At 70.8% G+C, this 13,342-nt stretch carries 9 protein-coding genes; 6 read left to right on the forward strand and 3 right to left on the reverse strand.

What is annotated here, in order from left to right:
- Positions 1–24 precede the first annotated feature (24 nt).
- From AC6I9V_RS02320 to AC6I9V_RS02335, 4 genes are all read left to right on the forward strand, one after another.
- On the forward strand, positions 25–1,128 hold the full coding sequence (locus AC6I9V_RS02320) for a fatty acid desaturase family protein (RefSeq protein WP_497900236.1): 1,104 nt from the start codon (positions 25–27) through the stop codon (positions 1,126–1,128).
- A gap of 95 nt (positions 1,129–1,223) precedes the next feature.
- Complete coding sequence (locus tag AC6I9V_RS02325) at positions 1,224–2,189, forward strand: quinone oxidoreductase family protein (RefSeq protein ID WP_497898184.1); 966 nt, start codon at positions 1,224–1,226, stop codon at positions 2,187–2,189.
- Between the two features lie 58 nt (positions 2,190–2,247).
- Positions 2,248–6,201, forward strand: coding sequence for a Pls/PosA family non-ribosomal peptide synthetase (locus tag AC6I9V_RS02330; RefSeq protein WP_497898185.1), 3,954 nt, complete (start codon positions 2,248–2,250; stop codon positions 6,199–6,201).
- Positions 6,202–6,343: 142 nt separating this feature from the next.
- Entirely contained in the window at positions 6,344–7,636 is a 1,293-nt protein-coding gene (locus AC6I9V_RS02335) for a M1 family metallopeptidase (protein ID WP_497900237.1), read from the forward strand.
- A gap of 15 nt (positions 7,637–7,651) precedes the next feature.
- On the opposite strand, the gene AC6I9V_RS02340 is transcribed toward AC6I9V_RS02335, so the two are convergent.
- The 3 genes from AC6I9V_RS02340 to pheS are packed head-to-tail and all read right to left on the reverse strand — an operon-like array spanning position 7,652 to position 12,016.
- Positions 7,652–8,374 (reverse strand): 4'-phosphopantetheinyl transferase family protein, encoded by a 723-nt coding sequence (locus tag AC6I9V_RS02340; RefSeq protein ID WP_497898186.1) that lies wholly within the window; start codon positions 8,372–8,374, stop codon positions 7,652–7,654.
- A 33-nt stretch (positions 8,375–8,407) separates the two neighbouring features.
- Positions 8,408–10,951: a phenylalanine--tRNA ligase subunit beta gene (gene pheT / locus AC6I9V_RS02345; RefSeq protein WP_497898187.1), complete on the reverse strand. Its 2,544-nt coding sequence runs from the start codon at positions 10,949–10,951 to the stop codon at positions 8,408–8,410.
- A gap of 3 nt (positions 10,952–10,954) precedes the next feature.
- On the reverse strand, positions 10,955–12,016 hold the full coding sequence (pheS, locus tag AC6I9V_RS02350; protein ID WP_349413850.1) for a phenylalanine--tRNA ligase subunit alpha: 1,062 nt from the start codon (positions 12,014–12,016) through the stop codon (positions 10,955–10,957).
- A gap of 250 nt (positions 12,017–12,266) precedes the next feature.
- Between pheS and AC6I9V_RS02355 the strand changes: the two genes are divergently transcribed.
- Both AC6I9V_RS02355 and AC6I9V_RS02360 read left to right on the forward strand, forming a co-directional pair.
- Positions 12,267–12,701: a hypothetical protein gene (locus AC6I9V_RS02355; RefSeq protein WP_497898188.1), complete on the forward strand. Its 435-nt coding sequence runs from the start codon at positions 12,267–12,269 to the stop codon at positions 12,699–12,701.
- Positions 12,698–13,336, forward strand: a complete 639-nt coding sequence (locus tag AC6I9V_RS02360) for an SIMPL domain-containing protein (RefSeq protein WP_497898189.1) — start codon at positions 12,698–12,700, stop codon at positions 13,334–13,336. The genes AC6I9V_RS02355 and AC6I9V_RS02360 overlap by 4 nt, the downstream gene beginning before the upstream one ends.
- Positions 13,337–13,342 lie beyond the last annotated feature (6 nt).

The following is a 13,342-nucleotide window of genomic DNA, read 5'->3' on the forward strand; positions in this document are numbered from 1 at the left end:
TAACAGTTACGAGGCATGCGTTCCATGACCCCCTCCACCACACTTTCCGCCGACTCTCCGGCGCGCCCGCAGCCCAGGGTCCGTCAGCCGAACGCCGTCGTCCTGAGCTACTCGGAGCTGCTCAAGCGCGTCAAGGCCGAAGGCCTGCTGGAACGCCGCACCGGGTTCTACCTCACGGTGTTCTCCGTTTTGGTCCTGCTGATGACCGCCACCTGGTTCGGCTTCGCGCTGATTGGTGACAGCTGGTTCCAGCTGCTCATCGCCGCGGCCTTGGGCATCCTCTGCACCCAGCTGAGCTTCCTGGCCCACGAGGCCGGCCACCGGCAGATCTTCGCCTCGCGCCGCGCCAACGACTGGGCCGCGCGGCTACTCGCCACCTCCGTGGCCGCGATCAGCTACTCCTGGTGGGAGCAGAAGCACGGCGCGCACCACAACCACCCGAACGTCATTTCCAAGGACCCGGACATCGCCACCGGCGCGATCGCTTTCTTCCCGGAAGCAGCGGCCACCCGGCAGGGCCGGTTCTCCTTCCTGACCCGCAAACAGGGCTGGTTCTTCTTCCCGCTGCTGTTCCTGGTGGGCCTGGGCCTGCAGATCGACTCGATCAGGTTCATCGTCCGCCGCGCCAAGGTCACACACCGCTGGGTGGAGCTCCCCATTCTGGCGGCCCGCCTGAGCCTGCTGCCGGTCCTCGCCTTCACGTTCCTGCCGCTGGGCATGGCGTTCGCGTTCATCGGCGTGCAGTTGGCCGTCTTCGGCTTCTACATGGGCGCCTCCTTCGCCCCGAACCACAAGGGCATGCCGGTGCTGCCCGCGGACAGCCGGGTGGACTTCTTCAGCCGCCAGGTCCTGACCTCCCGGAACATCTCCGGCGGCCGCTTTATGGACATCCTGCTCGGCGGTCTCAACCGCCAGGCCGAGCACCACCTCTTCCCGGACATGGCGCGCCCGCAGCTGGACAAGGCCGCCGTGATCGTCCGCGAGTTCTGCGCCACGCACCAGGTCCCGTACACCGAAACCACCCTGCTGCAGTCCTACGGCATCATCGTGCGCTACCTCAACGACGTCGGCCTCGCCGCCGGCCGGCACTTCGAGTGCCCAATGGCCACCGTTACCCGCCGTTACTAGCCTCCTGCCGGGCATGCTTCGCCCGGCGCGCCCGGGTCCCTAGGATGGTCTCAGGGCGCCGATGAACCAGAGCGCCGCACTTCAAAAGGAGACACATGACGCACGCAATTGTGGCCCGGCAGTCCGGCGGACCCGAGGTCCTCGAACTGGCAGAAGTCGACCGTCCCGTTCCGGGCCCCGGCCAGCTCCTGATCAAGGTCGCCGCCGTCGGCGTGAACTTCATTGACACCTACAAGCGCAGCGGCGTGTACAAGGTGCAGTACCCCTTCACCCCGGGTTCCGAAGCCTCGGGAACCGTGGAGGAAACCGGCGACGGCGTGACCGGCTTCTCCGCCGGGGACCGGGTGGCGACGGCCGAGGGCGTCAACTGCTACGCCGGGTACGCCCTCGTGGACGCGGACAAGGCGCTGCCGGTGCCGCACGGCGTCGACGACTTCACCGCGGCCGCCCTCCCCCTGCAGGGCATCACGGCGCACTACCTGATCAACTCCTCCTTCAAGGTCGAAGCCGGCCACACCGTGCTGCTGCACGCCGGCGCGGGCGGCGTCGGGCTGCTGCTGATCCAGCTACTCAAGGCCAGGGGCGCGCACGTCATCACCACGGTCTCCACCGACGAGAAGGAAGCGCTGGCCCGCGAGGCCGGCGCCGACCACGTGCTGCGTTACGAAGGATTCGCCGCGAAGGTGCGGGAACTGACCGGCGGCGCCGGCGCGCACGTGGTCTACGACGGCGTCGGGAAGGACACCTTCGACGGCTCCCTGGCCGCCCTACGGATCCGCGGCACCCTCGTGCTCTTCGGCGCGGCGTCCGGTCCGGTGCCGCCGTTCGACCCGCAGCGGCTCAACGCCGGCGGCTCGCTGTACCTGACCCGGCCGACCATCACGCACTTCCTCCAGGACGCGCAGGAGCGCCGCTGGCGCTCCGACGAACTTTTCGCCGCCGTGGCGGACGGCAGCCTCAAGGTCCGGATCGGCGCCCGCTACGACCTCGCCGACGCCGCCGCGGCCCACACCGACCTGGAGCAGCGGCGCACCACCGGCAAGGTCATCCTGGTCCCCTAAACACGCACGGGAGTGACACCGAATTCTCCCGTTCACCTGTCCCGAGGAGAATCACGCTGTGAATGAGCAGCAAACGCCGGCCGGCGACACTCCCCCGGCGCGCCCCGCCTACCAGGCGCAACTGCCGGGCGCCTCCGCGGCGCCGCCGGAACGGACCCTGATCGATGTCCTGCAGGACACCGCCAGCCGCTTCCCGGACGCCTCGGCCCTCGACGACGGCCACCGTTCCCTCAGCTACGCCCAGCTGATGGACGAGGTCCGGGCCGCCGCACGGAAGCTGCACCTGGCCGGCCTCGGCGCCGGGGACAAGATCGGCGTCCGGATCCCCTCGGGCACCAACGAGCTCTATATCTCGATCCTGGCCGTCATGTTCGTGGGCGCCGCCTACGTTCCGGTGGACGCGGACGACCCCGACGAGCGGGCGAAACTGGTGTTCGGCGAGGCCCGGGTCTCCGGCATCCTGCGCGCCGGCGGCACGATCGTCGCGGACACCGGCCGTCCCCGCCCGTTCCCGGCCGCCAGGCAGCCAGTCCCCGACGACGACGCCTGGGTGATCTTCACCTCCGGATCCACCGGCACGCCCAAGGGCGTCGCGGTGCGGCACAGTTCCGCGGCCGCGTTCGTCGACGCCGAGGCGCGGATCTTCCTGCAGGCCGAGCCGGTGGGGCCCCAGGACCGGGTGCTGGCCGGGCTCTCGGTGGCCTTCGACGCCTCCTGCGAGGAAATGTGGCTCGCGTGGCGGCACGGGGCCTGCCTGGTTCCGGCGCCGCGCGCCCTGGTCCGGACCGGCATGGACCTGGGGCCCTGGCTCATCAACCACGGCATCACGGTGGTCTCCACCGTGCCCACCCTCGCGGCGCTGTGGCCGGTCGAGTCGCTGGAGAGCGTCCGGCTGCTGATCTTCGGCGGCGAGGCGTGCCCGCCCGAACTCGCCGAACGCCTCGCCGTGGACGGCCGCGAGGTCTGGAACACCTACGGGCCCACAGAGGCCACCGTCGTCGCCTGCGCCGCGCCCCTGGGCGGGCCGGGACCGGTCCGGATCGGGCTCCCGCTGGACGGCTGGGACCTCGCCGTCATCGGCTCCGACGGGGTGCCTGTCCCCGAGGGCGGGATTGGGGAACTGATCATCGGCGGCGTCGGGCTGGCCCGCTACCTCGATCCGGCCAAGGACGCGGAAAAGTACGCGCCGCTACCGGCCCTGGGCTGGTCCCGCGCCTACCGCTCCGGCGACCTGGTCCGCTACGAGCGGGCGGGCCTGCTCTTCATGGGCCGCGCCGACGAACAGGTCAAACTCGGCGGCCGCCGGATCGAACTCGGCGAGATCGACGCCGCACTCCAGGCGCTCCCCGACGTCGCAGGCGCGGCCGCGGCGGTGCGCACGACGGCGGCCGGTAACCAGGTGCTGGTCGGTTATCTGTCACTGGCAGACGGCCGGGAGCTGGATCTGGCGGCCGCGAGGGAACTGCTCGCCTCCAGCCTGCCCGCGCCGCTGATTCCGTTGCTCACCGTGGTGGACGCCCTGCCGACCAAGACCAGCGGCAAGGTGGACCGGCACGCCCTGCCGTGGCCGCTGGCCGGCGCGGGCGCTGCCGACGCCGCGGCGGCGCCGTTGAACCTGCCCGACGACGCCCGTTGGATCGTTGAGCAGTGGAGCGCCGTGCTGGGCGGGACCGTCGCGGACCTGGACGCCGACTTCTTTGCCTTCGGCGGTGGGTCCCTGGCAGCGGCCCAGCTCGTCTCGGCGCTGCGGGTCCGCTACCCGACCATCACGGTGGCGGACATCTATGCCACACCCCGGGTCGGTGCCTTGATTGACGCGGCCCGCCAGTCCCTGCCGGAGGGCGGGGCCGTCGCCGCCGGCGAGCGATCCGTGCGGCCCACCTCCCGCCGCGCCCAGTGGGCGCAGACGCTGCTGGGTGTTCCGCTGCATATCCTCGTCGGCATGCGCTGGCTGACCTACCTGATGGCGGCCAACAACCTGCTGGCGTCCCTGGCCGGTTTCACCGCGGCGCCGACGCTGTCCTGGTGGTGGGTGGCCGCATCCTGGCTGGTATTCGTGAGCCCCGCGGGGCGGATGGCAATCTCGGTCGCCGCGGCCCGGCTGCTGCTGCGCAACGTCGCCCCGGGAAGCTACCCCCGCTCGGGCAAGGTCCATCTACGCCTGTGGCTGGCCGAGCAGATCCAGGACCTGGCCGGCGCCATCAGCCTGGCCAGCGCGCCGTGGGTGCCGTACTACGCCCGGGCCCTCGGCGCCACCATCGGCAACAACGTCCAGCTCCACTCACTGCCGCCCGTCACGGGAATGCTATCGCTGGGCACCGGCTGCAACGTCGAGCCCGAGGTCGACCTCTCCGGCTGGTGGATCGACGGCGACTCCGTCCACATCGGCGCGATCCGGATCGGCGCCGGGGCCGTCGTCGGGGCCCGCAGCACCCTCATGCCCGGCGCGAGCATCGGTGCCGGGGCGCAGGTGGAACCAGGCTCCGCCGTCCTCGGCCGGGTCAAGGCCGGCCACCTGGTGGCCGGGTCCCCGGCGGAACGCCGGGGCAAGGCCAAACAAGGCTGGCCGGACAGCCCGCCGGAGCACCGCCTGATCGGCCGGCTCTGGTTCGCCGGCTTCGCCTCAGCCTCGGCCGTGCTGGCCCTGATCCCCTACTTGTCCGCCGCGGCGGCCGCACTGGTCATGTTCGGCTTCATCCAGGGCCGGGACTCGCTGGCCGCGGCGCTGCCGCAACTGGCCCTCTCGTTCCCGCTGGCCGCCCTGGCGTGGTTCGGCACCAACCTGGTGCTGGTCCTCGCCACCACCCGGCTCCTCGGGATCGGCCTGCGCGCCGGCTACTACCGGGTGCGCAGCCGGATCGGCTGGCAGGTCTGGGCGACGGAACGGGTCCTTGACCTGGCCCGCGACCTGCTCTTCCCGGTCTACGCCAGCCTGTTCACCCCGGTCTGGCTGCGGCTGCTCGGCGCCCGGATCGGCCGTAACGTGGAGGCGTCCACCGTGCTGCTGATCCCGAAAATGACGACCGTGGGCGAGGGCGCCTTCCTGGCCGATGACACGTTGATCGCGTCCTACGAGCTCGGCGGCGGCTGGATGCGGATTGCGCCGGCCAAGGTGGGCAAACGCTCCTTCCTTGGCAATTCCGGGATGACGGCCGCGGGACGGAACGTTCCCAAAAACTCCCTCGTGGCGGTGCTCTCCGCGACCCCTGCCAAGGCGAAGTCCGGCACCTCCTGGCTGGGCAGCCCGCCGGTGCGGCTGCGACGGACCGCCATCGCCTCTGACGACACCCGCACCTTCCAGCCGCCGGCGCGGCTCAAGCTGGCCCGGGCCCTGTGGGAGCTGTGCCGTTTTGTCCCGGTGGTGCTCACGGTCGCCGTGGCCGCGGGGGTGCTGGTGGCCCTGGACTGGCTGGCCGGCACTTTCAATTACGGCGTGGCGGCGGTCCTGGGCGGCGTGGTGGTGCTGCTGGCCGGCGCGGCCGCCGCGGGCAGCGCCGTCGTCGCCAAGTGGCTGCTGGTGGGGCGCATCCGCGCCGGCGAGCACCCGCTGTGGAGCTCGTTCATCTGGCGGAACGAGGTGGTGGACACCTTCATCGAGATGGTCAGCGCCCCCTGGTTCGCGCGGGCCGCGTCCGGCACCCCGGCGCTGGTGTGGTGGCTGCGTGCGCTCGGCGCCAAGATCGGGGCCGGAACGTGGTGTGAAAGCTACTGGCTCCCCGAGGCCGACCTTGTCACCCTGGGCCGGAGCGCTACGGTCAACCGCGGCTGTGTGGTCCAGACCCACCTGTTCCACGACCGGGTCATGAGCATCGACACTGTTACGCTCGACGACGGGGCCACGCTGGGCCCGCACGGGGTCATCCTGCCGCGCGCCCGGATCGGCACCGGGGGCACAGTCGGACCGGCATCCCTCGTGATGAGGGGGGAAACCGTGCCGGCCGCCACCTACTGGATGGGGAATCCGGTCAGCCCGTGGGGCGGCCCGGACGTCCCGGCCCCCAAGCCCAAGTAGCCCCGCCCGTGATGGCCATGCCGAGAGCACCACGCCCACCGCAACCACTGAAGGCCTTTTAATGAGTCCAACCGCTTCAGCCGCCGAGGAATTTCCCGCCGAACTACCTCCCGAACTGCCCGTCGACGCCCCCGACCCGTACATGCCCGGCCACGGCACCGAGGTCTACCGGGTGACCCGCTACGAGCTGGAGCTCGACTACCGGATCAACAGCAACCACCTCGCCGGCCGGGCGACGCTGCACGCCGTTGCGCGGCGCCAGAGCTCCGCTATTGTCCTGGACCTGACGGGACTCCGGGCCACCAAGGTGCTGATGCCGGGCCGGAAGGTGCGCAAGTTCACCCAGCGGGCCGAACGCCTTGTGGTGGTGCCGGACCCGGCGCTGCTGCCCGGCGACGAATTCACCCTGGACATCCGCTACGACGGCAATCCCGCCCCGCGCCGCGGGCTCTGGGGCGAAGTCGGCTGGGAGGAGCTCAGCGACGGCGTCCTGGTCGCCGGCCAGCCCAACGGCGCGGCGTCCTGGTTCCCCTGCAACGACCACCCGCGGGACAAGGCCAGCTACCGGATCGCGGTGACCACCGACGCTAACTACCGCGCCGTCTGCAACGGGGTGCTGGTCTCCCACCAGGCCCGGTCCAGCCGCGAAACCTGGGTCTACGAGCAGTCCGAACCGATGGCGAGCTACCTCGCCACGGTCCAGATCGGCCGCTACGCATTACTCCCCCTCAACCCGGACCGGGCCGCCGGCGACGTCGCCCAGCTCGCCGCCGTGCCGGCGGAACTGTCCGCCCAGGCCCGCACCGGACTCGCCCGCCAGCCCGAGATGATGCGCACCTTCACCAGCTGCTTCGGGCCGTACCCGTTCGCCGGCTACACCGTCGTGGTGACCGAAGACGCCCTGGAAATCCCGCTGGAGGCCCAGTCGCTGTCCATTTTCGGCAGCAACCACCTGGAGCAGCACTGGGAATCGCAGCGGCTGATCGCCCACGAGCTCTCACACCAGTGGTTCGGGAACTCGCTGACGGCGGCCTCTTGGAAGGACATCTGGCTGCACGAGGGCTTCGCCTGCTACGCCGAGTGGATCTGGTCCGAGGAGGCGGGCATCATGACCGTGACCGACCGGGCGAAGGCGGCCTGGCGGAGGCTCAATGGCGGGGCCCAGGACCTGCTGGTCGGTGACCCGGGGCCGGAGCTGATGTTCGATGACCGCGTCTACAAACGCGGCGCCCTCGCCCTACACGCGATCCGGCTCAAGTGCGGCGACCTCGCGTTCTTCGCGCTCCTGCACGACTGGACCGGAAATCACCGGCACGGCTCGGTCACTACGGAGGACTTCATCCTGGCCGCGCACCGGGTCACCGGGATCGACGCCGAGGCAGTGCTCCACCCCTGGCTTTACGAGGCGGCGCTGCCGCCGCTGCCCGCCGACTGAGCCGCGGAAGCACCGTCAGTCCCCCTTCGGAACGCAGGCCAGGGCGACGGCGGCAGCAAAGTGCGCGGGCAGCCCGGATTCAGCGGGCGGCAAGTCCCTGATGCCGGGGTGCTCCAGAGCCTCCACCGTGTCCGGCGCGGTCCGCAGCCCGGTGCCGCACACTTTGAGCCAGGCCTCCTTCCGGGCCCAGAGCCGGGCGCGGCCGGCCAGGAGCTCGGCGGCGGCCAATCCGCGCAGGCTCGCTTGTTCCGCAGCGCCAAGCACCAGTGCGTCGAAGCCGGCAAAATCCGTGCCCTCCGGGTCCTGCACGTCGACGCCCAGCCGGAGCCCCGGTGAAGGATCCGCGACCGCAGCCATCAGGATCCATCCCGCGCTCCGCGAGAGGCTCAGCAGCAACGGCACCGGTTCACCGCGCAGCGCGTAGCCGGGCCGGCCGTGCGCACTTCCGGGCCCGCACTCCGGACAGTCGTAGGCCGCCGTGAGGTCCGCCGCCGGCACACCGAGCAGTTCCGCCGCGAAGCGCCGCAGCGCCAGCCGGCCGGCCAGGAAGGCCTCCCGCGGGCGGGGTTCCATGCCCGTGGCGCGGCCGAGTTCGACGTCGTCCAAAAGCGTGCGGGCGAAGTCCTCCAGCGGCTCATCGCCGGAGGCCGCCGCCTCCACGGTCCGCGCGGCGCCGGGGACCTCAGCTGCCCCGGGGACGCGGAAGGGCGGGACCGACCGCACCATCAGCTGCGACAAATGTCCCGCCCTCCTGTGTTTATCGCCCGGGCGTTAGCGCTGGACCGCGCCGAACCGCTCGTGCGCGGCCGCCACCGCGCTGTCCCGGGCCGCCGAGGCCTCGTCCGCGGTCAGCGTCCGGTCATCCGCGCGGAAGCGCAGGTTGAAGGCCAGCGACTTCTTGCCCTCTTCGATGCCCTTGCCGGCATAGACGTCGAACAGTGCGACGTCCTCGAGCAAATCCCCTGCGCCCTCGCGCAGGGCGGCCAGCACCTCGTCCGCGGCAACCTCTGCCGCCACCACGAGGGCAACGTCCTGGGTGGCCACCGGGTAGGTGGAGATGTGCCGGGCGACGATCACGTCGGCGGCGGCTTCGAACAGTGCATCGGCGTTCAGTTCCAGCGCCACCGAGCGGGCCGGCATGTCGTGCGCCGCGAGCAGTTTCGGGTGCAGTTCACCGGCGTAGCCCAGGACCTCACCGTTGCGGAGCGTCAACTGCGCGGCCCGTCCCGGGTGGAAAGCCTGGTGCTGGCCCTGGCTGATGATGATCTCGACGCCGAGGACGTCGCCGGTAAGCCGCGCGATGTCCAGCGCGTCAGCCCAGTCCCAGGCACGGGGCGCATGCGCCGGTGCGGCAGGCGAATCGTGACCGGTCAGCACCGCGGCGAGGTACAGCGGCTGGTCCGGGACGCCGTCGTACAGGCCGTCCAGCACCTCATCGGCGGGCTTGGCGCCCAGCGGCGGGATGGCGGCCGTGCCCAGCGTGTCCCCGGGCAGGAAAACCAGCCCGGACTCGAACAGCGCGAGGTCGCGGAAGCCGCGGGAGTGGTTGCGCTTGGCGACCTCGATCAGGCCCGGCAGGATGGAAGTCCGCAGGTAGCCGTGCTCTTCGCTGATGGGGTTGGCCAGCTTGAGCGCTTTGCGCTCCGCGCCGGCCTCGGGGGTCCCGAAGGTGTCGTTGGCGGCCTTGGAGACGAACGGGTAGGCCAGCACCTCGGTGAGGCCGGCGTCCGCCAGGGCTTGGACGAGCCGGCGGCGCTGCTGCTGGACGCGGGTAAGTCCGCGGCCCGGGGGCGCCACCGGCAGGGTGGCGGGAATGTTGTCGTAGCCGACCAGGCGGGCGATCTCCTCGGAGAGGTCCTCCTTGGTTTCCAGGTCGGTGCGCCAGCTCGGGGCCGTGACGGCGTAGCCGGTGCCGGTCTTTTCGACGACGGCGCCGAGGTCCTGCAGCGAGGTCAGGATCTGGTCCTCGGTGAAGTCTATGCCGATCCGCTCCGCGGCGAAGGCCGCGGGCAGTTCGACGGCGACGGCGTCCGGTGCGGTGCCGACGTCGGTCCCCTCGGCCACGGCGGTTCCGCCGGCGAGCTCGACCAGGAGGTCAACGACCCGCTGGGCGGCCACGGGGGCGATGTGCCAGTCGACGCCGCGTTCGAAGCGCTTGGAGGCCTCGGACGGGAGTTTGTGGCGGCGGCGGGAGCGTGCGATCGAGACCTCGTCGAAGTGCGCGGCCTCGACCAGGACGTTGGTGGTGGCGTCGGACACCTCGGTGGCGGCGCCGCCCATCACACCGGCGATGCCGATCGCGCCGGAACCGTCGGTGATGAGGAGGTCCTCGGCGTCGAGCGTGCGTTCTTTCGCATCCAGGGTGGTGATCTTTTCCCCGGCCACCGCCCGCCGGACCACAATGTCGCCGGACAGCGTGTCCAGGTCGTAGCAGTGGGTGGGCTGGCCGAGCTCCAGCATGACGTAGTTGGAGATGTCCACCGGCAGCGAGATCGACCGAATGCCGGCCAGCCTCAGGCGCGAGACCATCCACGGCGGGGTCGGCTTCGTGGCGTCGACGCCGCGGACGGTGCGGACCACAAAGCGGTCGCAGCCGGGCTTGCCGTAGATCGGGGCGTCGTCGTTGAGCTTCACGCCGTAGCCGCCGCTCAGCTCCGAGGGAGCCTGGACCTTGGACGCCGGGTCGGTGAAGGGCGTGCCGGTGGCGTGGGCGTACTCCCGGGCCACGCCGCGGATCGAGAACGCGTAGCCGCGGTCCGGGGTGACGTTGATTTCGGCGGCCTGGTCGTAGAGGCCCAGCAGTTCCATGGCGTCGGTGCCGATTTCCGGGTCCAGCCCGATCCGCGAGAGCACCAGGATGCCGTCGTGGTCCTCGCCGATGCCGAGTTCCCGGACGGAGGCGATCATGCCGGCCGAGAGGTGGCCGTAGGTCTTGCGGGCGGAAATGCGGAAGTCGCCGGGCAGCACGGCGCCGGGAAGGGTGACCACCACCTTGTCGCCTTCCACGAAGTTGTGGGCGCCACAGATGATGCCCTGGACGCCGGACGGGTCGATGCCCTCCCCCGTCAGGGTCTGCTGCTGTCCTTCCGGGACCACCCGGACCTGGCACCAGTTGATGGTCTTGCCGTTGGTCTGCGGTTCCTTGACGATGCTCAGGACCTGGCCCACCACCACGGGGCCCTGCAGGGCGTCGGTGGGGCGGTGGACCGCTTCTTCTTCAAAGCCGACCTTGACGAGGTCCGCCATCACGTCTTCGGCGCTCGCTCCGGCCGGTACGGCTGCAAATTCACGCAGCCAGGAAAGTGGGATACGCACTGTTTAGATCTCCATCCCGAAGTGCTCGCTGAAACGTACATCGCCTTCGATCATGTCGCGCATGTCGCCGACCTCATTGCGGAACATGAGGGTGCGCTCGATGCCCATGCCGAAGGCAAAACCTGAATAAACGTCCGGATCGATGCCGGCTGCGCGGAGCACGTTGGGGTTGACCATGCCGCAGCCGCCCCACTCGATCCAGCGCGGGCCGCCCTTGGCGCCCGGGTGCCAGATGTCCAGCTCCGCGGACGGCTCGGTGAACGGGAAGTAGTTGGGGCGCAGCCGGATCTGGGCCTCGTCGCCGAACATCTGGCGCGCGAAGTGCTCCAGGGTGCCGCGCAGGTCCGCCATGCTCAGCTTCTTGTCGATGGCCAGGCCCTCGAACTGGTGGAACACCGGGGTGTGCGTGGCGTCGAGTTCGTCGGTGCGGAAGACCTTGCCCGGGCACAGCACGTAGATCGGGACTTCGCGTTCGAGCATGGAGCGGACCTGTACCGGGGAGGTGTGGGTGCGCATCAGCAGGTGCGCCTCGGGCGGCTCCACGAAGAAGGTGTCCTGCATTTCGCGGGCGGGGTGGTCCGGCTTGAAGTTCAGCGCATCGAAGTTGAACCACTCGGACTCGACCTCGGGACCCTCGGCGATTTCCCAGCCCATGCCGACAAAGATGTCCGCGACGCGGTCCTGCAGCGTGGAGAGCGGGTGGCGGGCACCGGCACGACGGCGGCGCGGGGCGGCGGTGACGTCCACCGTCTCCTCGACCAGGATGCGGGCGTCGTTCTCAGCCTCGAGCTCGGCGGTGCGGTCCGCGAGCGCCTTGTTGACGCGTCCGCGGGAGGCGCCCATCAGCTTGCCGGCTGCGGCCTTCTGGTCCTTGGGCAGCCCGCCGATTTCCCGGTTGGCGAGGCTCAGCGCGGATTTCTCCCCGGTGTGGGCGAGCCGCACGGTCTTGAGTTCATCGAGCGTCGAGGCCGCGGCAATGGCGGCGACGGCCTGGTCTACGGCGGCGGTGATGGCGGCTTCATCCAGAGGGTTCGGGACGGCTGCGCCCGGCAAAGTTTCAGTCATCTACTGTTCTTAGCTACGAGTCGGTTTATGCCAACGCACGCAGGCCTTCAACAGGAGCAGGTGCCAGCGCGTTGGCAAAGGGCAGGGCTCGCCAAAATCGCTCCGGCGGGCGCTCCCCCTCAGTCTAGTTGAAGCCACTCAAGTGCCCGAACGTGACGGCGGCGCCGGCGGTCCCGGCGGTCCCGCCTCCCGCCCGGCGTCGTATCCCGCTGGCGTATCCCGTCAGCGGGTGCCCCGCTAGCATGGCCTCATGACTCCCGGACAGCGGCTGCGGCAGCTCGCCAACGTGGTGAATGCGACGACCCCGCTGGGGCTGTTGCTGGCGGCCTGCGCCCGGACCAGGCTCCGCCGCGGCCCCCGCGGCCTGCTCCTGGCCACCGGCTACGGCTGGCGTCTGCCGTTCGCGGCGGCGTTCACCGTGGGCAACGTGGTGCTCTTCCGTGCCGGGCCGGAGGAGGCCATGGCCAACCCGGTACTGCTGGGGCACGAAGAGCGGCACGCCACCCAGTACGCCTGGTGCCTCGGGGTGCCGTTCCTGCCGCTGTACTTCCTGGCGGCGGCCTGGTCCCTGCTCCGGACCGGCAACCCCGGGTCCGCCAATTTCTTTGAGCGCCACGCCGGGCTCCAGGCCGGCGGCTACCCGCCGGCCACTTCCGACCCCCGAACGGAACGAGGCATCACATGACGGAAACTCCCAGATCCATTTCGGTCACCGGCACCGGCACCGCAGAGGCTGCGCCGGACCTGCTGACGCTCTCGCTCGGCGTCGAATGCCGGCGACCGGGCGTGGACGCGGCGTACCGGGACGCCGCCCGCGCCTCGTCCGCGATCACGGCCGTGCTCCGGGAGCACGGCGTCGGGAATCCGGACATCACCACCACCGGGCTGAACGTCCGGGCCGAGGTCAGCTGGCAGGAGGGACGGGGCCAAATCGTCTCCGGCTACCTGGCCTCCAGCATGCTCACCGTCCGGCTTCGCGACCTGGCGGCGTCCTCCGGGCTGATTGCGGCCGCGGTCGGGGCCGCCGGGGACGACGCGCGCCTCAACGGACTCGAACTCGGCTTCGCGGACCCCGCCGCGGTCGAAGCCCGCGCCCGGGAGGCCGCGTGGCACAACGCCCGGGCGGCAGCGGAACATTTTGCCGCACTGGCCGGCGCGCGGCTGGGCAAGGCCCTCTCGGTGACCCAGCAGCCGGGCACCGCTCCGCCGCTCCCGCTCGCCGCAATGCAGCGAGCCGTGGCGTCCGAGCCGCTGACCGTCGAGGCGGGCGCGGCCGGCGTCACCGCGGCCGTCGGCGTCGTCTGGGAACTGCTGGACTGACCGGTT

It is taken from the genome of Arthrobacter sp. SlRoot2-15, assembly GCF_059739345.1.